This window comes from Enterococcus sp. DIV0802b (assembly GCF_050543535.1).
Lineage (GTDB): Bacteria > Bacillota > Bacilli > Lactobacillales > Enterococcaceae > Enterococcus_D > Enterococcus_D entomosocium.
On record NZ_CP172941.1, the window covers coordinates 815,651 to 839,845 of the forward strand.

At 38.5% G+C, this 24,195-nt stretch carries 15 protein-coding genes; 13 read left to right on the forward strand and 2 right to left on the reverse strand.

Annotated elements, in window-relative coordinates:
* Positions 1-476 precede the first annotated feature (476 nt).
* From IGJ12_RS03700 to IGJ12_RS03735, 8 genes are all read left to right on the forward strand, one after another.
* The gene (locus tag IGJ12_RS03700; RefSeq protein ID WP_194188901.1) at positions 477-1,967 is read left to right on the forward strand and encodes a helix-turn-helix domain-containing protein; all 1,491 of its coding nucleotides are present in this window, start codon (positions 477-479) and stop codon (positions 1,965-1,967) included.
* A 1,154-nt stretch (positions 1,968-3,121) separates the two neighbouring features.
* Positions 3,122-4,846 carry a poly alpha-glucosyltransferase gene (locus IGJ12_RS03705; protein ID WP_430619368.1) on the forward strand — a complete coding sequence of 575 codons (1,725 nt, stop codon included), beginning with the start codon at positions 3,122-3,124 and terminating at the stop codon, positions 4,844-4,846.
* Positions 4,847-4,935: 89 nt separating this feature from the next.
* The gene (locus IGJ12_RS03710) at positions 4,936-9,729 is read left to right on the forward strand and encodes an LPXTG cell wall anchor domain-containing protein (RefSeq protein ID WP_430619369.1); all 4,794 of its coding nucleotides are present in this window, start codon (positions 4,936-4,938) and stop codon (positions 9,727-9,729) included.
* 94 nt (positions 9,730-9,823) lie between these two features.
* Positions 9,824-10,549: a class A sortase gene (locus IGJ12_RS03715; RefSeq protein WP_430619370.1), complete on the forward strand. Its 726-nt coding sequence runs from the start codon at positions 9,824-9,826 to the stop codon at positions 10,547-10,549.
* Positions 10,550-10,615: 66 nt separating this feature from the next.
* Entirely contained in the window at positions 10,616-11,434 is an 819-nt protein-coding gene (locus IGJ12_RS03720) for a hypothetical protein (RefSeq protein ID WP_144330691.1), read from the forward strand.
* Positions 11,427-12,944: a hypothetical protein gene (locus IGJ12_RS03725; protein WP_008377200.1), complete on the forward strand. Its 1,518-nt coding sequence runs from the start codon at positions 11,427-11,429 to the stop codon at positions 12,942-12,944. Before IGJ12_RS03720 ends, IGJ12_RS03725 begins: the two co-directional genes overlap by 8 nt.
* Before the next feature lie 170 nt (positions 12,945-13,114).
* Positions 13,115-15,349 carry a glucosaminidase domain-containing protein gene (locus IGJ12_RS03730; RefSeq protein WP_194188912.1) on the forward strand — a complete coding sequence of 745 codons (2,235 nt, stop codon included), beginning with the start codon at positions 13,115-13,117 and terminating at the stop codon, positions 15,347-15,349.
* A 588-nt stretch (positions 15,350-15,937) separates the two neighbouring features.
* On the forward strand, positions 15,938-16,282 hold the full coding sequence (locus IGJ12_RS03735) for a DUF7006 family protein (RefSeq protein WP_008377205.1): 345 nt from the start codon (positions 15,938-15,940) through the stop codon (positions 16,280-16,282).
* 100 nt (positions 16,283-16,382) lie between these two features.
* On the opposite strand, the gene IGJ12_RS03740 is transcribed toward IGJ12_RS03735, so the two are convergent.
* Positions 16,383-17,237, reverse strand: a complete 855-nt coding sequence (locus IGJ12_RS03740; protein ID WP_244733123.1) for a LysR family transcriptional regulator — start codon at positions 17,235-17,237, stop codon at positions 16,383-16,385.
* A gap of 150 nt (positions 17,238-17,387) precedes the next feature.
* Between IGJ12_RS03740 and IGJ12_RS03745 the strand changes: the two genes are divergently transcribed.
* The 5 genes from IGJ12_RS03745 (at position 17,388) to IGJ12_RS03765 (ending at position 22,207) form a co-directional block, all read left to right on the forward strand.
* A complete protein-coding gene (locus tag IGJ12_RS03745; RefSeq protein WP_087665148.1) occupies positions 17,388-18,356 on the forward strand; it encodes a TDT family transporter in 969 nt (322 codons plus the stop codon).
* A 103-nt stretch (positions 18,357-18,459) separates the two neighbouring features.
* A complete protein-coding gene (locus IGJ12_RS03750; RefSeq protein WP_034878749.1) occupies positions 18,460-19,419 on the forward strand; it encodes an L-lactate dehydrogenase in 960 nt (319 codons plus the stop codon).
* Positions 19,420-19,737: 318 nt separating this feature from the next.
* Positions 19,738-20,814, forward strand: coding sequence for an ABC transporter permease (locus IGJ12_RS03755; protein WP_005237408.1), 1,077 nt, complete (start codon positions 19,738-19,740; stop codon positions 20,812-20,814).
* 5 nt (positions 20,815-20,819) lie between these two features.
* On the forward strand, positions 20,820-21,521 hold the full coding sequence (locus IGJ12_RS03760) for an ABC transporter ATP-binding protein (protein ID WP_016621799.1): 702 nt from the start codon (positions 20,820-20,822) through the stop codon (positions 21,519-21,521).
* A 47-nt stretch (positions 21,522-21,568) separates the two neighbouring features.
* The gene (locus tag IGJ12_RS03765) at positions 21,569-22,207 is read left to right on the forward strand and encodes a TetR family transcriptional regulator (RefSeq protein WP_194188913.1); all 639 of its coding nucleotides are present in this window, start codon (positions 21,569-21,571) and stop codon (positions 22,205-22,207) included.
* Positions 22,208-22,322: 115 nt separating this feature from the next.
* On the opposite strand, the gene IGJ12_RS03770 is transcribed toward IGJ12_RS03765, so the two are convergent.
* Positions 22,323-23,750, reverse strand: coding sequence for an APC family permease (locus IGJ12_RS03770; RefSeq protein ID WP_005225272.1), 1,428 nt, complete (start codon positions 23,748-23,750; stop codon positions 22,323-22,325).
* Positions 23,751-24,195 lie beyond the last annotated feature (445 nt).

Below are 24,195 nucleotides of genomic sequence, written 5' to 3' on the forward strand. Positions count from 1 at the left end.
AGGTCTGCGATGGAGTTGATAGCTACTATCCATGCTACCGTTCGTTTAAGTTTGGACAAGTATTAAATCGAGAATCAGAATAGCCTATACGTGCATTTTGACAGATCATCTACACGTCATTCAATAATGATAAATCAATGATTCCTCCCTTTTTTATGGGCGCACATAAATTATTCTGACAGATATTAATATAGGTGTCTTTCTTTGTTTAGTTGAAGGCTTACGATACTTTTCTGATCGCTTAACAGGTCTCTTTGTGGTGAAGTCTACAATCAAGGTATGTTTCTAAAATGATCAGTGTTGGATAGGGATCCATTGTTCAAGTGATAGAAATTTCTTAAAACATACCAGAGTTCCTAGGTTCTAAAAGAACTAAATGAATGCTAATAGAGCGAATGATACTTATGAACAAAGCGATACTAAAGCGAGTATTAGCAATCTATTTAAGTACTAGTTAGTAGATGGAAAGATAGAAAATGATTACAAATAAAGCGAGGAATATGATGCGTGAACTTCAAATTGCTTTTATTACAAGTCCTATGATCAGAAGATGGATGCGAATTTTAACTATTATAGAACAAGAAGAGACTTTTACAACTATTACGCTAGCTGATAGATTGGCAATCTCCCAACGTACACTAGTCAAAGATATTCATTTAATAAAAGAACACTTCGGTGATAGTGTTGCTATTTATTCAAATAATACTGGTTTTCGTTTTGCTGAAATCGATCGTCTAATGTACCAAGAGAAAAAAGAGGAACTTTTAGACCAAGATGCACTTTATGAAATATTGGAAAGAATTTTTTATGGTGATTTTGCTGACCTCGATGAACTCGCACATCAGTACAATTATGCAGAAACTACCCTAAGACGTTTTTTAAAAAAGACACAACCAACATTGGAAGAATACGATCTTAGCCTCAGCTTTAAACCTGTAAAATTTATTGGAGAGGAGTCAAACATAAGGAAATTTTTCTTTGATTTTTATTATGGAGGCGAACAAACTCCACAAACGGTTCGCCCCCCAGATGACCTGCATGCAATTATTCAAAAAGAACTTTCAGCAGAGTTGAAAACTTATAAAATAGGAACGGGAATTTCAATTGCTGCCTTCTATTCATTACTTTACTTGACTATGGTAAGAGTAAAACAAGAACAGTTGATTAAGGTTCCCGAATGGGCTAAGAGACTCGTTTATCAGGATGAGGATTACCAGTTATTTGAGTCACTGATCCCAATCATTAATAGAGAATACGGAATTCTCCTGCCGAAAGATGAGTTAGTCTGGCTCTATTTAATGATTGTATCAAAACGTACTACAAGTTGCTTGGAATACGAGCAGTGTTTTTTGCTGCGATTTGATCAATGGCCTCAAACTACTGCAATAGTCACTGATTACTTTTCAAATGAACTCTTTAGTCAATGGGATCGTCCTTTGTTAATAACCTTTACGAGGTCTTATTTCATTGCATGGCAATTAAGTAACGCCCTTTGGCCAATATGGAATAAACAGCAAATAGAAGTGAGACATATTGCCATGCAACAATCATCCTATGAAAAAAATGTAGCGTTCCTGAAAAAACATCAGGAGGAATTAAGATTATCTGCTACAGCACTTGAGGAATTAGCTGTTGGATTTACTTTATTTAGTGAACTTTTAATTCATTCTCATCAGCCTCGTCAAAATATTTTATTTTTATTGGAGGGCGATTCAATGGTGGTTCAAAGTATCCGTCTTCAAGCACAACGTTTGTTAGGCGAAAGCTATCAGCTAAATTTTTTATCCTTACCAGAGTTAACAGAGGAGCGCTTAAAATCTAATAAAACAGATTTAATAGTCACGAATTACCGACCATATATTTTTGATTATGAATTGGAGAAAGATTATCTCCTTATCAATACAATTCCAAATCAGAAAGATTGGGATCAACTAATGCAGAGGTTAAATACTTTAGTGACAAGTTAACTTGATTAAAAAATACGTTTTGAAAATGAAGATAGATAATCTTATTAAAATACTTACTAGGGTTGATGATTTTACTTATTCAAAGATTAAGTACAAAAAGCAAAATTGTACACAAATCGAAAGATTGGAATTCATCATACTTTTTGTGTGCACTATGATTATTTTACAACTCGTCATATTAAGGTATTGTGATGTTTCTATGGGGATTCAAGAGGGAAATTAATGATGAGTCATGCTCATTAAATCTCATAATAATTACCGATTAATCGATGAGATGGTCAAAATGGAATTCGTTACTGATAAAGTGAGAACATAAAAAATATTAGCTAGCGAGTAGCAGTTACGATTGCGTAGAAAAGGACGTGAGTTCTTTTCTACGTATTTTTTTGGTTTGCCTCATTGATTGAGTTGAAATATTTGGAGGGTTCATTTGTTATATATGGAAGGGATGTTTCTCTTATTACATGAATCGTATTAGGAAGTTTTAAATAAAAGTAGGCAAATTATATAGTAATAAGTTTACATAATGAATATTTAGATGGCTAATTTATATTAAGCTTATATACCGATACAAAGCGAAATATTCTTTCTTTTTATTAAAATTAACAAAAAATTATATAGATGGAAACGTTATCGAACCATAATGGGCTTTCTTCTTATTCCAATTTTTAGCGAAGTTTTCAAAAAAGACAAATGGTTATTATTTGTTATATTAACGCTAAAAAAATTATCTTTTTATCTGCGTTTCTGAAAAGTGCAATATGCTATGAAAATTTAGATTTTAATTTCTTCACTACCCTGTGTAACCTTATATGTGTAATGAGGATGCGTAATTTCAATACTTTTAATTAGCGATCAAATTCATTGTTTTCGATCGTGGAAATATTCACTATTTGCGGTAAACATCCTTTTATATTTTATAAAAGCGAAGCAGGTAAGTAATAAAATTTTAGGATCTATAGAAAAGAACGTCGCATGTCGTCTTAGCTTTCGAAGGAACTACTTAATTTTCAATGATGCTTCTTAAGAAAAATGGTTCAAGGAAAAGAGAAAGGGGGATGAGTACATCAAATAGTTAGCTATCTCACTACATGTATAAACAGTCCTGTTCATTCATTGAAATCATAGCAATGGGTAAGAGTTCAACGCAATGAATGAAAGATTTATCTCAAAAACCGGTCAAACTGATTAAATTGGAGAGTTGTTCAATGTTAAAGCACTCAAAGTTAGTTCAAATTAAAGCAAAACTTAGTAGCTATTATGAAAAAAGCAATATGCAAGGTCAAACGGTCATCTACATTTCGTGGTCAACTGGTCAAAGTAGGGCAGAAGTAAAATCTTTCTGCTCGAAGGATTTTGATAGAACATGGATTAAGGTTCAAAGATTTTTTGAAAGAAATAATTTGAGTATGGTCAAGTATCTCAAATTTGATGTTGTCATCTACTCAAAGAAAATTGCTTATCAAAAATTTGACGAAATGCTAAAAGAAACACCAAGAAACAATTATTTTCGATATGGGATCGCTTTTGATGAGGAATTACGTATTTCTTTGCTGGAAGAAGAAATTAATGGGAACATGATTTTCCAACCGGATAGAGAGCATAAAATTGGGAAAAATAAACCAAATTTATCTTTCAACCATGTAAATCTGAGCAAATATCTTTTTCGAAAATATAAGAAACCTCTTATTTTACCCGATCCCCTCAAGGCTATCACCATTTTTAGAACGAGAGGAATAATGGTGAGTGAAGGCTCGAAACTCTATGAGCTTCAGTATCGTGGACCAGGGATCAATGTGAGACAGCATTTGAAAAAAAATATTGTTTCTGATTTAGAAAGAGTGATTAAAGATGGACGCAAATATTTAAGCGATCAAATACTAGATTCAGGAAAATTCATATATGGCTATTTTCCTCAGTTTAATAAAACGCTTATCAACTACAATACGGTAAGACATTTTTCCACTTTGTATGCGTGGTTAGAAGCAGTCGAAGACTTAGAAACCTATGAAGAAGATCTTCCGAAAATTAAGAGTGGGCTTGACTGGGGGATCCAAAACCTAACGACTAATATTGAAGGGCATCTGCTTTTCAAAGATATTATCGATCGAAGAATCGACGTCTTTGAATACAAACTTGGAAGCAATGCGATGGTGCTGTTAGCATTTTCAAAGTATCAAGAAATAACTGGTGATTTACAGTATGAAGAAATTCTTATCAATACGGTGAAAATGATCAAAGAATATTTTATTCAAGATGGAGATACAATTCACGTTCTAAACGAAAAGTTAGAAGTAAAAGAGGCTTTCCGAACAGTTTATTACGATGGCGAAGTACTATTCGGTCTCGCTAGAGCGTATAAGCAAATTCCAGATGATACCACTTTAACATTAGCGGAATCAATTTTGAAAAAATTAGTAGAAAAAAAATATTATAAATACCATGACCATTGGATAAGCTATGCCGTTAATGAGCTATCAGCTTTATTACCTAAAGAGGAATATTATGAGTTTGGTATTCGAAATGCTACAGAAAATTTGAATTTTATCAACAAACGAGACACTGCTTATCCTACCATGCTAGAACTTTTAGTTGCGGCTGCTAAATTTGTTGATCACTTAGATACAAGTGAACAATATTCACATTTGTTAGAGAAGTTTCCTAAAGTGAAGGATATAAAACCAACTATGGATAAGCGAGCGTTGCATGAAATGAACGTAGGGGTATTTTATCCGGAGGTTGCTATGTATATGGCAAAGCCAAATATCATTGCTGGTGGTTTTTTTGCAAGACACGATAATTTTAGAATGAGAATAGATGATGCAGAGCACTTTTTAAGTGGACTAATCAATTATAAGAATTATATCAAAAGCAATTGAGGTTCACTTAATTGCTAAGTTTATATTTATTTTGAATGTGAACTTAGCAATTAATAGAAATCTTATTAATTACTAAAAGGGAGGAAAAAATGAAAAATCAATTTGATCACGTTCAGTCTTTGAATAGGAAAAATATTAAGAAAAAAAATGCTAAAAATAAGCTAATTTACAATGCTATGATTGCTGGTGTAATTACAAGCGGCTTGTTTGTAGCTGAAACAAAAGTAAATGCCGAGTCTGTAAACGTTACAGATAGCACAGGAGGCTATGAAGAGGTTACGCCTCACATCGGGATTAACTTTGGCTTCACAGATAAGTTTGATAAATTATCTGCGGATGAGGAAGGGATTCACATAGCTACATCTGGAGAGTCAAACTCATGGCTAAATATTGGTTTTATTGCTCAATTTAAGCAAACGATTTATTTAGATCCGGATTTGGCAGATCAGTTTTTTTTAACGCCAAATTATAAAGATTACATTTCTGGCACTGTTACACGTCCTGGCTTTGTAGGTCTGGGAAGTAATACTGAGGATATTAAAAAAATTTGGGAACAAGACAGTTTCTTTAGAAGCGAGACGATGTACTACGATCCAGATGAGCATGCTATTCGCTATTATACGAATAATTATACTATACAGCTATCCAGTGTTGATATCTCTATTGATTTAAAAATTGATCTGGCAAGATGGCGAGAAGATAATCCGAGAGACAATATGATAATTAGGAAGGATAGTTACTCTGTTCGGAGCGTAACCAGCAGTGCAGACTGGATTGTTATTGGAGGTAGTGGAACAATATCCGGGGAACTTTCTTCTGAGGGAATTTATAACACTTGGATAGAGAACCCAGTAGAGACGACTACATTACTAACTTCTGACGATCAGAACTTTTATGGAAATGGGAAGCAAGATCTCGTTAATGAACATGATACCGATTATTCTGTAGAATTATTAGTCAATGGTGTACCGAGAGATACAGCCTTTATGGATGAAGAGGGTAATTGGGAATACGATTTCGGTAGTTTTCTACGAGATGGTGATGTCGTTACTGCAAGAGTAAAAGGAGTTCACCAATACGTATTGCGTAATGGAAAAAGGCATACAAAATATTCTGGTATTACTTACCACAGCACAGGAACAGACATTGTAGAATATGAAGATTGGGAAGTAAGTAATCCAACTGTTCATCAAGCGTACACAGGTGAGTATTTAGTTACTGGGTTAAACTCACCACAAAATCGTCAAGCAGGAAGAACGTATGATTTAGTATTGACTATTGAAGGTCAGGAAGTCCTAAGAAGAGAAAATATCTCGAATGACTTCGAATTCTCTTCAATGTGGATTGTGGATGGGGTACCGGTTCCGTTGACTGAAGGTGCAGTTGTTGAAGCATATGTCATTGGAAAACAAGATGGGCATGAAGATAAAGTAAGCTCAACAACTACGATGATTGTTGAAAATATCGATGACTATGATCAATGGGAAGTTCAAGCTGCAAGAATTGATCCATTAAAAGAAGACGATCAATTGATTAGTGGAAGTGTTCCACTTCAGAGTAGAGCGTACGAGAGAAGCTATAACTTAGAGCTTCTGGTGAATGGCCGTCTCGTTAATACTGAAGAAGATATTCCAGTAACAAGTAGAAGTTATGTATTCGCATATGATGTAAATGAATTAAATCTAGATCTTTCTTATGGCGATGAAGTAACAGTTAGAGTTGTCGGACAACAACCGGATGTTTCTAATCCGAGTCAGATAAGAACTAAGTCAGTTGAGACAACAGTAAATGTCGATGATACGACTGGCTACAATAACTGGGTAGTCAATCAGCCGAAACTAAATGATATCTATGTTGGTGACAATGTAATAACAGGAAGTCATGACCAAGATGATACATTTGGTAGAACGTATTCACTTGACGTTTATATTAATGGTGAACTTGTAGAGAAGAATGTACCAATCAATGCTAGCGGTGAATTTGAAATTCCACTAGATGCTGAGCTCAATCTTGGTGATGAAGTAAGTATTGTTGTAAACGGACATCAGGAAAATCGTGATGATAAACAGTCTGATATGGTTGCTGTAATTATACAAGAACCTATTGATACTGACTCAGATGCGGATTCCGATTCAGATGCGGACGCAGATTCTGATTCAGACGCCGACGCTGATGCGGATTCAGATGCTGATGCAGATGCCGATGCGGATTCTGATTCCGATTCAGATGCTGACGCGGATTCTGATTCCGATTCCGATGCGGATGCAGATTCCGATTCAGATGCGGACGCAGATTCTGATTCCGATTCAGATGCTGATTCTGATTCCGATTCAGATGCTGATGCGGATTCAGATGCGGATGCGGATGCGGATGCGGATGCGGATGCGGATGCCGATGCCGACGCAGATGCTGATGCTGATGCCGATGCTGATTCTGATTCCGATTCAGATGCTGATTCTGATTCCGATTCAGATGCGGATTCTGATTCAGATTCCGATGCGGATGCAGATTCCGATTCCGATGCTGACGCAGATGCAGATTCTGATTCAGATGCCGACGCGGATTCTGATTCTGATTCTGATTCCGATTCAGATGCTGATTCTGATTCCGATGCTGATGCGGATGCGGATGCTGATGCGGATGCCGATGCGGATGCCGATGCCGATGCGGATTCCGATTCAGATTCCGATTCCGATTCCGATGCGGATTCCGATTCCGATTCCGATGCGGATGCTGATGCCGATTCAGATTCCGATGCGGATGCGGATGCAGATTCCGATTCAGACGCGGATTCAGATTCCGATTCCGATGCGGATGCGGATGCCGATGCGGATGCCGACGCTGATGCAGATTCCGATTCAGATGCTGATGCCGATTCCGATTCAGATGCTGACGCTGATGCTGATTCAGATGCTGACGCTGATGCAGATTCCGATTCAGATGCGGACGCAGATTCAGATGCCGACGCCGATGCGGATGCGGATGCCGACGCCGATGCCGATTCAGATGCGGATTCCGATTCCGATTCCGATGCGGATTCTGATTCCGATGCCGACGCCGATTCAGATGCGGATGCGGATGCCGATTCCGATTCCGATGCGGATGCCGACGCAGATTCCGATTCCGATTCAGATGCAGATGCAGATGCGGATGCAGATGCTGATGCAGATTCCGATTCCGATTCCGATGCGGATGCGGATGCCGACGCCGATGCCGACGCCGATGCTGATGCGGATGCCGACGCTGATTCCGATGCGGATTCCGATTCCGATTCCGATTCAGACGCGGATTCAGATTCAGATGCGGATGCTGATTCAGATGCGGATGCTGATGCCGATGCTGATTCCGATTCCGACGCAGATTCAGATTCCGATGCTGATGCGGATTCAGATGCGGATTCAGATGCGGATTCAGATGCGGATGCGGACGCCGATGCCGATGCGGATTCCGATTCCGATTCAGATTCCGATTCAGATGCCGACGCTGATTCAGATGCGGATTCCGATTCAGATGCGGATGCGGACGCCGATGCGGATGCCGATGCCGACTCAGATTCAGATTCAGATTCAGATGCCGATGCGGATGCAGATTCCGATGCGGACGCCGATGCGGATGCCGATGCCGATTCAGATTCCGATGCCGATGCGGATGCAGATTCCGATTCAGATGCGGATGCGGATGCGGATGCCGACTCAGATTCCGATTCCGATGCGGATGCAGATTCCGATTCAGATGCCGATGCGGATGCGGATTCAGATGCAGATGCGGATGCGGATTCCGATTCAGATGCGGATGCCGATGCTGATTCAGATGCCGACGCCGATTCAGATGCGGATGCGGATGCTGATTCAGATGCCGATGCGGATGCGGATGCGGATTCCGATTCAGATTCAGATGCGGATGCGGATGCGGATGCCGATGCGGATTCAGATGCCGATGCGGATTCAGATTCCGATTCAGATTCCGACGCGGATTCAGATTCCGATTCAGATTCCGATTCAGATTCCGATGCGGATGCGGACGCCGATTCAGATTCAGATTCCGATTCAGATGCGGACGCCGATTCAGATGCTGATGCGGATTCAGATGCGGATGCGGATGCGGATTCCGATTCAGATGCCGATGCCGACGCCGATGCGGATTCCGATGCGGATTCAGATTCAGATTCAGATGCCGATGCCGACGCCGACTCAGATTCCGATTCAGATGCTGATGCTGATGCTGATGCTGATTCAGATTCCGATTCAGACGCTGATGCTGATTCAGACGCCGATGCGGATGCGGATGCCGACTCCGATTCCGATTCAGATTCAGATGCGGATGCCGACTCCGATTCAGATTCAGATTCCGATTCAGATGCGGATGCCGACGCCGATTCCGATTCAGATGCGGACGCCGATTCAGATGCGGATGCGGATGCCGACTCCGATTCCGATTCCGATTCCGATGCAGACGCCGATGCGGATGCGGATGCCGACTCAGATTCCGATTCAGATTCAGATTCCGATTCAGATGCGGATGCGGATTCCGATTCAGATGCCGATGCCGATGCGGATGCGGATTCCGATTCAGATGCGGACGCCGATTCAGATGCGGATGCGGATGCCGACTCCGATTCCGATTCCGATTCCGATGCAGACGCCGATGCGGATGCGGATGCCGACTCAGATTCCGATTCAGATTCAGATTCCGATTCAGATGCGGATGCGGATTCCGATTCAGATGCGGATGCTGATTCCGATTCAGGCTCTGGCAATAAGAAACCGGGTAGCAAATTACCACAAACAGGTTCTTCCTCGATTGCAGCCTCAGTTGTTGGTGGTTTAGCATCTGTAGGTGCTGGATTTGGATTGTGGAATAGAAAGAAAAAGAAAAAGAAATAAAAATAGAAAGAAATAAAAATTGGATTGTTGATAGAACACACTCTTCGTGTTCTATCAACAATTTTAAGGATTAATAGTTTAGAGGTCAATGTATATGGCTAAAGACACGCTGAAGAAGTATATATCCAATATACTCATAGTATTTTTAATAATTTTAGGGGCAATAGCTATTTTTAGTGTTCCTCTAAAAAATCAAATCATTAATATGAATGTAAAACAGTTTTCCATCGAAAATATGACAAAGGAACAAGTGAAGGAGAATCATGAAAAATTAACAGAATTAGAAAATGATCCCATTGAAGAAAACAGTTTTGATTTTGAGTCAATCTCATTAACAAGTTTGTCTTCGATTGTCAGATTACAGCTAGATGAAAATAACGAAACAATAGCTAAGGATAGGACGATGGGCGCAATTTTAATTCCAAGTGTAGGTATTGATTTACCTATTTTTTTTGGAGTAACAGATTTTACATTAAGTTTTGGAGCAGGAACTATGAAACAAGACCAAGTTATGGGAGAGGGAAACTATAGTCTTGCAAGTCATAGAAGTGAAAGTAAAAGCTTATTATTTAGGCCTTTAGAGCATGTGGAAATCAATGATTTGATTTACATAACAGACTTGGAAAAAGTCTATATCTACAGTGTTTCTTTTAAAGAAATCGTAAACCCAGAAAGTACGTATTTAATTGAAGATATCCCCAATCGGAAGATGATTACTCTTGTGACATGTGATGATGCCAGAGGAACAAGAAGACTAATAATTCAAGGAGAATTGATAGAGACAGTGGAATATCATAATGATTTTTTTGAATCTACTTAAAAATTAAATTAATGCTTACTTTTCCAATGGAACAGACGGTGTACCAAAAAACTCAATTAAGATAGGGTGAAAAAATTGTATATCTATTTATCTGTGCTTCTCGTGAGCATAGCCTTATTAATACTCATCTCATGGAGGATTTTTAAAGAGCGACAATTAAAGAAAACAGAATTAGCAATTGGAAATGATTTGCTGCTAAAAAAAAAATTAATAGTTTTTAAGCAAATACAGCAAAGTGTAAATATCTGGATTATTTTAGGTGTGACTGCCACAATGCTCCTTAGCCTAATTACATTAGGAACATTACAAATGAAAGAGAAGAAGTATGTAGAAAATGTTTCGGGAGAATTAACGAAACTAGAAAAACAAGTAGATGAATTATCAAAAGCACAAGAAAAATTTTTGGAACTATCAATCTATAGCTATCCGGAAGAAGGTATTGGTCTTTCTGAGATTGATTGGAAAGATCTCCTTGCACAGATAACGCCAGAAGAGCGTTTTGTTTATGAAGAAAAAATAGGCAGGGATCTTACGCCCTATTTTGGTCGTACTGTGTCAATCATCACTAATAATGTACCTTTACAATACTTAATTTTGTCAATCTATATTGAAGTAAATAATCAACAAGATCTACCAAAGATACAGGAAAATATCGAAGTTTATTTAAGCGAAGTTCAAGACATAAGTTTTTTAAATCAGGCAAACATTCAAATTTTTGATAGCGATACAGAAACTATGATTTCTGATGAAGTATTTTTAAGGACAAATTCTGGTGAACTAGAATTGCTTGAAAAGGGCGATGATAGTGTGGAGCAAGAAAATGAAAATAAGACTGAAGTCAAAGAAAAAGTAGAGCAAAAAGGAGAAGTAATAACGAATGGCTAAGAAAGAAAAAAGTTTTTACAAAAAATTATTAGATGAAATTCAAGAAGTAAATGTTGAGTCTATTGATCTATATGACACTGAGTCTGAGTTAGAAAGCGATAAATTAGTCAAAGAGCACTCTCAGGAGAATAACAATAAGAAACAAGAGCGAACTGAACAACTTGAAAAAAAGGTCAATACATTAGTAGCTGAGAAGAACAATTTGCTTCAAGAACTAGAGATGAGTAAGAAAAACCATCAAAGAATAAATAATGATCTTAGCGCAATAAAAGAAATCCAGAAGCAGCAGGAGAATAATTTAAAAAAGATTACCGAAGATCGAAATAATTTAAAGGAACAATTACGACTAGCTCTTGAAGTAAACGAAACGACTGAAAAGGAATTACAAAAATCATTAAAAGAGAGAAACGAACTTTCAACTAAAGTAAAAGAGATTACAAGCCAAAAAGAAAAAATTGAAAATGACTTGGAATCAAAGAACAAAGAGACTAAAGACGGAAGTAATTTGAAGGAACAATTACGATTGGCTATTGAAGTCAAGGAAACGACTGAAAAGGAACTTCAAAAAGCAATAAATGAAAAAAATGAACTTTCAACTAAGTTAGAAGAAATGGTTAGTCAAAAAAATATGGTTGAAAGTGAATTGAATACACAAAACCTAGAGTTAAGAACAAAATTAGAAGAGATTGAAAATCAAAATAAAAATTCAGAAATAAAAGAAGCGTATCAGGAGTTAAAAAATAAATTCGAAACTAGTAAGAAGGATAACCAATATCTTACACACGAACTAAATAAAGCAACACAAAAAGTAATTGAATTAACACAATCATTAGAGCAATACGGCCCTAATCATTTAAATAGTGAAGAATTAGAAAAAGAAAATACGGAAGATTATCGAATTGAACAACTAAAAAGCCAATTAACCAATGTTATTGCTGATACACAAAAAAGATATGATGAATGGCAGGTCGAGAAAGAGCAGTTAAAGGCAACCATCAACAAAGTTGAAGAAAGCTATGAAGAAAAATTAGAAGAAAAACAACATGAGATTGATACTTTGAAAGATAAGCTTTCTGAGAAAGAAATAGCAGAATTAGTTATTACAAAAAAAGATATTCCAAAAGCAATCCAGGACCTTCAGGAACTAGAGACAGAACTTGAAGAAATTCAAGAAGTTCAAGAATTAAAAAAAGAGTTGAGTAAATTAACAAAAGAAAAAGAGAAGTTGCAAAAAGAGAAAGAAGAGTTCGAAGAGGAAATTGGTGAAGTATTAGCATTCGCAAAACGAAAAGCTAAAAGAACTGTCGAAGAAGCACAGTTAGAAGCCAATAAAATGATTCGATTAGCAGAAGTACGTGTTAGTTCTATTCATGAGAGAGCAAAAGAGATTCTATTCGACGTAGATGAAACAAAAGACGAAGTGACAAATCTTTTTGAAGATTTGCAATTTAAAGTAAAACAGCTAGCACATAATAAATTACAATTTAATGACTTTGAAGAATACAAATAATTTTTGTGAAAGAGCATTCTTGCAACAGTCAACAGAAACAAGATAATCATACCATTTTTATCGGATATCGGTCATGTATGGTCAACTGTTGCAAAATACTAAGAACAAAGAATATTTAATATAGATAAATTTTTGTGTAATAATCTAACATTTTTAAAAAAAGCGTTTATTTGAATAGAAATAGGAAAGCAAGAAACAATGAAAGAGAGAATGAAGCGCGAGGAGGTATTAAGATGAAAAATAAGAAGATAGGTATCACACTAATCAGCCTAGGTGTATTAGCAGCACAAAGTTTTACCACACCAACTTTGTTGGCAAGCAATTTAACTGATCATCTTTCTGATAAATCAGAAGACGCAAGCCAATCCACCTTCTCAAAGGAAAGGAAGCAATCGAATGTTGATTTGCAAGAACCCAACATAGAGTTAGTTTCGAGTATGCGACAAGCGTCTAATGTAACATCGAATATAGCAATGAGTACCAGCTCCAAAACCGAATTGTCTAGTGGTTATGTTCCAATAATAGAAGAGTCAAGTGAATCTTCCGATGAAAGTACCGACTTTCCAGAAGAGTCTCATTGGGAAGATGAAGAGTTGGGGGAAGAAAACACTGAAGAACAAGAGTCAGACAAACCTGAAGAATCGCAGCAACCAGATATCCCAATAGAAGAAACGATTCCGTCTGAAGTACCAGAAGCTGAACAAACAGTACCACCTTCTTCTGAGGCACCAGTGCAGCCCGATCCACCAACTTCCTCAACAAATCAAGAGGATCAAAGTTCTGATTCAGGAGCTAATCCATTTCCACCGAGTGCTCCGGTGACTCGACCACCTGCTACAGATCAAGAAATTGATACAATTTTTGAAGGTTTACTCAATAGTGCAGAGAATCAACTTCCAGATGCATTTAGAAGTAGTGAAGTGGCTGAATCAACGTTAGGGAGTTTCACATTACCGTTATTAGCTAGCTTTGACCACTCCTGGCAAGCTGCGTTGGTGTATCAAACAATTCGACAGGTTGGCGCAGATGACATAGAGAGTAAAGAAGTCGATACTTGGCTGAAAGAACTTTATAACGAAGTACTGGCGACAAATCTAGAAAATCTTGATATGAAAGAATCAACCTATAATTCATTACAGCCTGGTGATATTCTCTATAAGGAAACTGCGGAAGGGAATCAATTATTGGGAATTTGGCTAGGAAACGATTATTATGGGACAATTGGTACACAAGAAATGTCAGAAACATTGGAACAAGAATCTCAAGAAGATGAAGTGAATGAAGACGTTGATTTAAATCAATCAGCGACTTCAGTGGTTTATCTTGAGAAGCTGTCCTATCAACAGGTCGATCAAGAAGGATGGGATGAAGAAAACATTTCATTATTGATTAAACGTGCGCAATCACCAGAGTTAACTGAAGTAGGTAAAGAGTTGGTGAAAAATTATCCAGCACAACTTGATTTCCAATTTAATACTGCTACACATGAATTTATCAAACAAATTAGTGAAAAAGCTCGGAAACTAGGGCAAGAGTATGACGTCTTTGCTTCAGTCTTGATTGCGCAAGCTATTTTAGAAAGTGGCAACGGTAGTAGTCTTTTATCAAAGGCACCCTATTATAACCTTTTCGGTATTAAAGGAAGTTATCGAGAAGGTGCAGTAGTGATGACTACCAAAGAGGATTTAGGAAATGGCGAAATGATTGAAATTCAAGATGCTTTTCGTGTTTATCCAAGTTACGATGAATCGTTAACAGATTATATTGCATTGATCCGCGGAGGCGTTTCCCACGATTCATCTTTTTATAAATCAGTCTGGCGCTCAGAAGCAAAAAACTATTTGCGTGCAACTGATGCTTTAACCGGAACCTATGCAACAGACACTAGCTATAATCAGAAATTGAATTCTTTGATTGCTGTTTACGAGTTGACCCAATACGATGAGGATCAATCACAACAAAGTGGTGTCTTCATTAAAGGATTGGAAGAAGTTCCAAATGAATATCGGGAGTTAATGACTTTCCCAGCTTATAATGGGAAAGATTATAATACTTCTGGTTCTTATCCTGTAGGTCAGTGTACTTGGTATGCATTTAATCGAGTCGCACAATTAGGTGGTCGTGTAGATGATTACATGGGAAATGGGGGAGATTGGGGAACTACTGGTCTTAGATTAGGTTATCAAGTTAGTCGAACCCCAAAAGCCGGGACCTTGATTTCTTTCAGCCACGGGACAGCGGGGTCGGATCCCAGGTATGGTCATGTCGCATTTGTAGAAGCGGTTGGACCGAATGGTATTTTAATTTCCGAAGCAAACGTTTATGGTGGTACAACGATTTCTTACCGAGTGATTGGCAATGATCTAGCTCGTTCCTCGTTGGTTCAATATATCACACCGAAATAAGTAATAATAAAAGAGGCAAGTAAAAGATGAATGAATCTTATTATGGAAAGGTGTAACTAAAAGAGTCAATAAGGAAATGAAGGTAGTAAAGCAGGAAGAGAAAATGCTCGATAGAACCTTAACATCAAAAGTCTTACAAGTATTAAAAGAAGAACGTCAGTTGCTCAAAATGAATGATTAGTGGTATCGGCAGTGATGTAAAATAAAAGTAAAATGTTTAATAGTAGACTGGCGGTTATCAGTATTCTTTGGGGGATCTTCTCTTTCCAACTCGTTCGGATTCAAGGGGGATTCAATGAATCCGACGTTAATAGCATGTTTAAAATCACTTTTACATCTTGATCGTTTTTTGTTGATCAAGAGTGACTCCCATAATGAAGGAGATTTTTATTGGCTATTGTCGCTTCTTCATAAATTACATCTGGAAATTTTTTTAAAGAAGAGGTTTCAAGAGTATCATTCATACATTATCTCACCTATTAAACTACTTTATCGAGAGGCATGTATTTTATTAGCTTCCAAAAAATGTTCACTATTTTTTGGAACGCATTAGAAAGAAATAATCACATAGAGAGGACCTTATGAATCATGCTATTCACAATGAAAGAAGAATATAGCAGCTATTATCAAAAAGAATTTGGGAATGCATCAAGAAAAGAAAAAGATTTGAAAGACTATTTAATTGATTTGTTGCGGCGTTTAAACCAACTAACTGATGAAATCTCAAAAGAAAATTTTTGGAGTGTGCTGCCAAGAATTTTGGGAATTGATGCAAAATTAAACCTATTAGTTGAATTGATTAAATTTGAAGAACTACCAAGCGAAGAAATTATCCGTATCATTGAAAATGACTATCAAAGCTATTTTAAAGAACTATGTGGGTATGATTTAAGTATGGAAACGAGATATTCTTTAGTATTTAACGTCGCATAAATGTATTTTGTTTTTTTGCAAAAAATCGAAGTTGTCTGATGGAAATCCTTTATACTGATTCTGAGAAATTTTCTTAAGAATCAGTATAAAGGATATTTTGTTATCTTCTCGATTCACCAGTACCAGCAGCTCTATTCCTTTCCAACAACAGCCGTTTAATCTCCTCATAAATCTCTCCGGTCTCCGGCGTCGCACGCTGACGATTCTGAATGATAAAAAGATCACGATAGCGGTACTCTGGATCAAGTTCCTGCCAAGGCAACTCTTCTGGTAATGAAAGTTTCGAGATGATCGATTTGCCGATGTTTTGTTTTAGTAGGGACAAAATCACTTCGCTGTTATTGGCTTTGATGATTTGCGGATGCAAGTGCTGTGCGTACAGATAGGTTTCGTTAATGTAGTACATCCCCGAGTCGTTTTCCCGCAAGACCCAAAAATCAGAAGCGAGGTTGCCTGCTAACACCAATTCATCGCGATAGACGAATTCTTTTTGGATCAATGGCGAAACGATTGATTTTTCAATCAGGCCAATATGGGCTTTGTTTGATTCGACGGCATCGATTACTTCTTGAGAATTCATGATTTTGATTTCAAAAGCAAACGTTGGAAATTCTGCAATCAGCTGCGCCATGATGCTGGGCAGTAAGTAGACGGCGGTCGTATTCGAACAAGCGAGCACACACTCTGTTTTAAAATTTTTGGTGTCTTTGGCTTGCGAAAAAATAGTGGACATTGAGCGGAGAGACTCGACCACACGAGGATACAAAAACTCCGCTTGGCTGGTAGGTAAAATCAATTGTTTTCCTTTACGTTCAAAAAGTTTGAAGCCAAGTTCGGCCTCTAAGCGTTGGATTTGCAAGGAAATCGTTGGTTGAGTTTTATAGAGTTGTTTGGCGGCAAGACTAAAGTTTCTCGTTTCATAAACAACAATGAAGGTTTTGAGCAATTCAATCATTTTGGGGACTCCTTTATTATTAATAATATTTATAATTAGTATTTAAAAGTATAATTTTACAAATAGTTATCAGGTGATTATAGTATAAGTGTAGAGAAAAAAGAAAGCAAATTTAGTTGAAATTTTCATACGTTTAGAAAGGATGAGTTGATGAAAACATCGATCCAGCATTTTTTACATTCATTGCCAATCCCGATTTGTGGCTTGATTTTAGGCACTGTGTCTTTGGGGAATTTATTGTATTCAGAAGGAATGGAGACGGTTGGAAATGCGTTTTGCACCCTTGGTATTTTCATCATGGGGCTCTTCCTTCTGAAAGTATGCTTTACATTTAAGCACACGATGTCAGAGTTGCAAAACCCAATCGTTGCTTCTGTGGCGCCGACCTTTACGATGGCGCTGATGGTGATTTCCACTGTTTTTGAACGGGTCATTCCCGATGCAGTGGTGAATGATCTTCTCTGGTGGGGGGCTATCGGCTTACATTTTGCTTTAATGATCTATTTTGTTGTCGTGCATATTTTGCCTGTCGACCTTTCGCTGGAATACATTTATCCGAGCTGGTTTATTACCTTTGTCGGTATTGGCGTCATTCCCAATACTTCTGCTGTCTTTTTTAAAGAGCTGGGGGAAGTGATCGTCTGGATCGCATTGGTATTGTATTTTGCGCTTTTGCCGATTATTTTAAAACGAATCGTCCATCAGAAGCTGACGGAACGTGCGGCAGTTCCTTTGATCACGATTTTAACAGCACCAGGTTCTCTTTGCTTAGCAGGTTACCTTTCCGTATTTGAACAAGGCTCTGCTTGGTTTGTCGCCTTTATGCTGTTATTGTCACAAACGATTTATTTTTGTGTCGTCGCTTATATGAAAAACATGCTGGCAGTCGGCTTTTACCCAAGCTATGCGGCATTTACGTTTCCTCTTGTGATTTCAGCGACTGCTATGTTCAAATCAGGGCTGTTTTTTGCGAATCACCCACTGATATTTGGGTTTCTACAAGCCTTAACGATTATTGAAACAAGCTTTGCCGTGATTGTCGTCTGCTATGTGGTAGGAAAATATGCAATTCATTTGTATCAACAAACCAAAGCGCTGATTGCCGGCCATAGTTATTAAGGAAACACAAGAGTACACAAGAGAACATACATTTTTTGAGAAAATACGTAATATACGCAAAACAATAGCACAAGTATTTGAAAAGAAAAGGAAGGGTTCGCACATGAAAAGTACAAGCAGAAAAGTTGTCGTTGTCGGAACAGGTTTCGTTGGAACGAGCATTGCGTATTCCATGATCAATCAAGGACTGATCAATGAGTTAGTCTTGATCGATGTCAATCGGGACAAAGCAGAAGGAGAAGCCCTCGATTTGTTAGACGGTATGTCATGGGGGCAAGAAAACATCAAAGTTTGGGCTGGAGAGTACTCGGAATGTAAAGATGCTGACATCGTGGTTATTACCGCAGGGGTCAACCAAAAGCCAGGACAAACACGGCTTGAATTGATTGATGTGAACGCCGAAATTATGGCAAGCGTCACAAAACAAGTGATGGCTTCAGGCTTTGATGGCGTGCTTGTTATCGCTTCAAACCCAGTCGATGTCTTAACTTATCAAGCATGGCGTGTGTCCGGGTTGCCAGCCAATCGGGTCGTTGGTACGGGAACGACCCTCGATACCACAAGACTTCGAAAAGAAGTGGCGGCAAAATTAGCCATCGATCCACGGAATATTCATGGGTACATCATTGGGGAACACGGTGACTCGGAAGTCGCTGTCTGGTCCCATACAACGATCGGTGGGAAACCGATCGTAGAATTGATCAAGCAAAAGGATCGTTTGACCGTTGCCGATCTAGCGGTTCTTTCTGAACGAGTAAAAAATGCTGCCTATGAAATCATCGATCGAAAACAAGCAACTTTTTACGGGATAGGGATGAGTGTCGCAAGAATCGTTCGAGCGATCTTAAATGATGAGCAAGCGATTCTGCCGGTATCTTCCTACCTTAATGGGGAATATGGCATCAACGATTTATTCACAGGGGTTCCTGCAGTCGTGGACCAAAACGGCGTCCGCGAAATTATTGAATTGACGCTTACACCTGAGGAAAAACGGCAGTTTGATACTTCGTGTCATCAGTTACGAGCAGTAATTTCCACAATTGGACAAAGCAAAGTCAGCTGATCTCTAGAACACCAATAATGAAATCCTCGTGTTCGTTTTTGCCAAAGCATGGTTCGACTATTTACGGTTTGCCATGCTTTTTTTCATCTAGCAAAGAATGTTAAAAGGAAATGGCGTATTTTACGCGAAACGCCCAGTATTCAACTCTCTTTATTCACACTCCTTTAGGAAAAAACATCCTCAGTGAATGACAGAAAAAGAATGATCGATCAACCTTACAAACTTTCCGAGTTGTAAAAAGTGACAAAGTGTCACCTTGTGTGGTATTCTTCAAAAAGTGACACTTTGTCAATATTTGGAAAGTAGGAGGAAAGAACAATGTTTCTGGCTATAAAAGAAATGCGTTATTCAAAATTAAGATATGGGTTGATCGTAGGAATCATGTTTTTGATCGCCTATGTTGTTTTTATATTGTCTGGCTTAGCTACCGGACTTAACTGGGATTTTAAAAAGGCCATCGTCGACTGGGATTCATCCGCGATCGTTTTATCAGAAGATGCGAATGACACATTTGCGGCTTCGCAATTGACGAGAGGGGATTTAGACCGTGTAGAAGGGACACAAAAAGCCCCAATTGGTTTATACAGCAGTGTCATTACGGTCAACGATGAACAAGTCAATGTGACTGTTTTTGGTACACAAGACGATGCGTTCTTGTTACCAGAAGTCTTAGAGGGCAAGCTGTTTTCAAAAGAAAATGAGATCACGATTTCAGAAAACTTAGCAGAAGAAGGTATCAAGGTCGGAGACCAAGTGAAAATCGGACGCTCAGATGAAACCTTCAAAGTCGTTGGGATCACCCCAGAAACGTCTTATACGGTGTCACCAGTGATTTATACTTCCCTCGATACTTGGACGAAAATGAAGTTTGCTAATCAACCATTCGCATCTGATAAGGAGCAGCCCATCAATATCATTGTGACCAAATCAAGTGATCCTAAAGTCGATAACCAAGAAGGAACCCAGCTTAAAGTGTTGGCAACGGAAGACTTTATTGAAAAGCTTCCTGGATTTTCTGCCCAAAACTTGACCTTAAATGCCATGATCTACTTCTTATTTGTTGTTGCAACGGCAATCGTGGGGATTTTCATGTATGTGATCACCCTACAAAAAACAGCGATTTTTGGTGTGATGAAAGCCCAAGGGATTCGGACCAGCTTTATTGCCAAATCAATTATTGCGCAAGCATTTATGGTAGGAGTGATCGGGGTAGCCCTAGCCTTTGCGGCGGCATACGGCACCAGCTTGTTTTTACCAGATGCCATGCCATTTTTCTTTGAATTAAAGCAATGGCTGCTTTATAGCGGCATCTTGATTCTCGTGGCAGTTCTAGGCGGCTTATTCTCCATTCGGACGGTCACAAAAGTCGATCCAATCACGGCAATAGGAGGGTAACAAAGATGAAAGACATTTTAGTAATGAAGGATATTATAAAAAAATTTGGCAAGCAGCATACGGAAGTAACGGCATTAAAAGGACTGAATTTTCACGTTCAAGAAGGGGAGTTTGTCAGTATCATCGGCCCTTCTGGTTCAGGAAAAAGTACCTTTTTGACTATCGCTGGCGGCTTACAAAGTCCAACATCGGGAGAGATCATCATCAACCAGGTGAACTTTTCCCAATTAAATGAAAAGCAACGAGGGAAGTTGCGTTTTAAAGAGATTGGGTTTATCTTGCAAAGCTCGAATTTGATCCCTTTTCTAACGGTAAAGGAACAATTTTATTTGGTCGACAAAGTTACAGGGAAAGCCAAGGAAAAGGAACGGATTGATGAATTGCTTGCTTCATTAGATATTCTCGACCTTCAAGACAAGTTTCCCCGCGATTTATCTGGTGGGGAACGTCAACGAGTAGCGATCGGCAGGGCCTTGTTTAATGACCCAAGCTTGATTTTAGCGGATGAACCAACTGCCAGCTTAGACACCGATCATGCGTATGAAGTCGTGAAGTTATTAGTGAAAGAAGCGCATGAGAAAAAGAAAGCGACAGTCATGGTCACCCACGACGAGCGAATGATCCAATGGAGTGATCGCATTTTCCGAATGGAAGATGGCAATCTGATCGAACAAAACGCCCCATCAAGAGAAACTGCACAAGTCTGAGTGGAAAAGTAGAGGGATTTGTTTATAATAGAGGGAGTAGATTGCGAATGATGGAGGAGAATCCCTTGCCAAGTACAACATTTTTTCATTTAAAACAAGAGAAAAAAGAAAAAATCGATGCCGTGCTTTTAGAAGAATTTTTTAGCAAGCATATCAGTCAAGTCAAGGTCTCTGCCATCGTCGAAAAATCGCACATTTCTAGAGGGGCGTTTTACAAGTACTTTCAAAACTTAGAAGATGCCTATGACTATGCGATCACCAACTATTCCAACCAAATCCATTCTGCGATTTTTACGTTTATCAATTGCAACAAAAATGATTTTTTCAAAGGGATCGAAGAATACTTGGCTTGGTGCAGTCAATGGTCACCTGAAGATGATCATTGGAAAATGATCCACTTATGTACCCAAAGCAATGCCTGGACGAAGCGCGATGCGATCCCTGACGATTCGCCCATGATTCGCCAATGGTTGGAGCTGTTGGAAGAAAATCGTTTCACGATCCATGATACGCAAGAAGCCGTCAGTTTCCTTTACTTTATTATGGCGGTCGTGATGGATAGTCTGACAGATTTTATTTCGAATGAATGGACCGCAAAAGAGCTGATCAAAGATTTTCGCTATAAGGTGCAATGGATCAAGTATGGAATCAAAGAGCACAACAAAGAGTACAACAAAGAGGAATGAACGCTTCGGTAAGAGGATGGACCAAATACCGCACGCGGCGGAGAAGTTCATTTACAAAGAAAGAGGTGCCCGACAACCGAAATAGTTGTCGGACACCTCTTTTTTGAGCAAATGATTATTTTTTATTTACACGTTTCGCAATGATTGGCAAGATCAAGCCAATCAAAAGAAAGGCGATCGGCGTAATGATATTTAAGGCCAATTGGAAGAACCAAGCTTGCGGATCTGCCGCATAATCAAGCTTAGGAACCATCCCTAAAATGCAGGCAAAGGCCGTGAACAAGAAGCACCATAAGCCAATCCCAAAGCCAACTTTGGTGTTTTTCACGAATTTATAATCGGAAGTAAAGCGATTGGCGTGTTTGTTGACTAGCATAAAGGCTAAGAAGACCCATAAGTAACGCAGTGGCATGACAACTGAATTCAAGTTCAGCAACCAACGGTACAGTTCGGTCATATTGCCGATTCCTAGTGCTGGAATAATGATCAAAATGCTTACCAGGATACCAGTCATAATATATCCATTTACTGGTGTTCCTTTTTTGTTTAGTTTTGCTAAGCCATTTGGTACAAATTCTGAATCAGCATCAGACAGTAATATTTTCAATGGGGCATCAATTGAAAAGGCCAAAGCAGAGATTTGCGCCAACGCATTGGCGATGGAATAAAGAATGACAAAGAAGTTGCCGATTCCGTAGAAGTTTCCAAGTCGTTGAAAGGCTTCATAAGCGCCGTTAACCATCAAATCTTCTGGAATATGGTTGGCATCAAAAAGCATCCCCATAGCAATCGAGCCGAGCAAGGCACATAACGCCACCATACCGGCTAAAAAGATCATGCCTTTTGGAAATTCTTTTGCAGGATTTTTTGTGTTATTTACGTAAGGCGAGATTTTTTCACAGCCGCCTACCGCAAATACCAGCATCGAGATCGTGGTTAAATAGGTAAAGTCAAATTTAGGGATATAGGTTGAAACAGATGACATGTTTGGTGTAGCAATTTCAGCACCAGTCATTGCTGGAGCGGTGACTGCTAAAAGAATAAAAAGAATCGACATCACGAACATGGCTGTTCCCGCGATGTTCCCAATCATTTTTAAGGTCGTCAATCCTTTAGAGGCAATCCATAAAAAGAATAGAAAAATAGCTAAACAAATCAACGAGACTTCCATGGAACCCATCGTCGATACAAATGTACCATTTCCTTTAAATAACCAACTCAAGGATACTAAGATTCCTTGGGGTTTTTGTGCCAAGTAGGGCACGTGAACGACCCAATAAGTCCAAGCAGCAAAAAAAGCCAACCGCTTTGTTGAGGTTTCTTTGATCCATGAGGAGACCCCACCACTTGACTCTTTGAAGGTCGATCCTAACTGACCAACACTTAATGCATATGGTACAAAATAAAGAGCCATAATTAATAGCCACGAAACAACAACAGTCAATCCTTGTTGAGCGTAATTGTTTACAACATTTCCCAGTCCCCAAACAGAGACGAACGCCATCAGCGCAATATTATACCAGCGTAATTGTTTCTCATTCATCGCTTTCTCCTTCTTAAAATGATTTTTCTGACTGGTTAAAATAGAGCGTTTTTTGAAATTTAGTGAGAAAAAAATTTCTTTCCATAAGCGCTTGATCACTATCAAGTTTCTTATGCACTTTTTCACAAATGTCAAAGGTCAAATTGAATAAAAAAATTTCAGCTGCTCTTTTTTATCCAGTCATTGATTTTCCATAGTTAGGATAAACCTCTGAATTCTTTTGGTCAAGAAAAATTAAATTGTTATTTAAAAAAAATAATAAATTTCTGATGATAGAAAAAGCAAACATCATCATTCATTAATAATCTGAAAGAAATGCTACTACATTCGGTCAAGGGCGTGGATGAAATAGAGAACGTCTCATTTAAATGAATGGACGCATAAAGATGAAAGAAACCCTTTCGAAAGGCTTTTAGCTGGTACTTTTTGGATAGATTTTTAAGCA

What these genes read in the sequence shown, in the direction of transcription:
- IGJ12_RS03755 (WP_005237408.1), top strand. Translation starts at nt 19,738, where the DNA reads ATGTTTCTGGCTATAAAAGAAATGCGTTATTCAAAATTAAGATATGGG.
- IGJ12_RS03725 (WP_008377200.1), top strand. Translation starts at nt 11,427, where the DNA reads ATGGCTAAGAAAGAAAAAAGTTTTTACAAAAAATTATTAGATGAAATT.
- IGJ12_RS03770 (WP_005225272.1), bottom strand. Translation starts at nt 23,750, where the DNA reads ATGAATGAGAAACAATTACGCTGGTATAATATTGCGCTGATGGCGTTC.
- IGJ12_RS03715 (WP_430619370.1), top strand. Translation starts at nt 9,824, where the DNA reads ATGGCTAAAGACACGCTGAAGAAGTATATATCCAATATACTCATAGTA.
- IGJ12_RS03700 (WP_194188901.1), top strand. Translation starts at nt 477, where the DNA reads ATGATTACAAATAAAGCGAGGAATATGATGCGTGAACTTCAAATTGCT.
- IGJ12_RS03745 (WP_087665148.1), top strand. Translation starts at nt 17,388, where the DNA reads ATGAAAACATCGATCCAGCATTTTTTACATTCATTGCCAATCCCGATT.
- IGJ12_RS03740 (WP_244733123.1), bottom strand. Translation starts at nt 17,237, where the DNA reads ATGATTGAATTGCTCAAAACCTTCATTGTTGTTTATGAAACGAGAAAC.
- IGJ12_RS03760 (WP_016621799.1), top strand. Translation starts at nt 20,820, where the DNA reads ATGAAAGACATTTTAGTAATGAAGGATATTATAAAAAAATTTGGCAAG.
- IGJ12_RS03765 (WP_194188913.1), top strand. Translation starts at nt 21,569, where the DNA reads ATGATGGAGGAGAATCCCTTGCCAAGTACAACATTTTTTCATTTAAAA.
- IGJ12_RS03750 (WP_034878749.1), top strand. Translation starts at nt 18,460, where the DNA reads ATGAAAAGTACAAGCAGAAAAGTTGTCGTTGTCGGAACAGGTTTCGTT.
- IGJ12_RS03705 (WP_430619368.1), top strand. Translation starts at nt 3,122, where the DNA reads ATGAAAGATTTATCTCAAAAACCGGTCAAACTGATTAAATTGGAGAGT.
- IGJ12_RS03710 (WP_430619369.1), top strand. Translation starts at nt 4,936, where the DNA reads ATGAAAAATCAATTTGATCACGTTCAGTCTTTGAATAGGAAAAATATT.
- IGJ12_RS03735 (WP_008377205.1), top strand. Translation starts at nt 15,938, where the DNA reads ATGCTATTCACAATGAAAGAAGAATATAGCAGCTATTATCAAAAAGAA.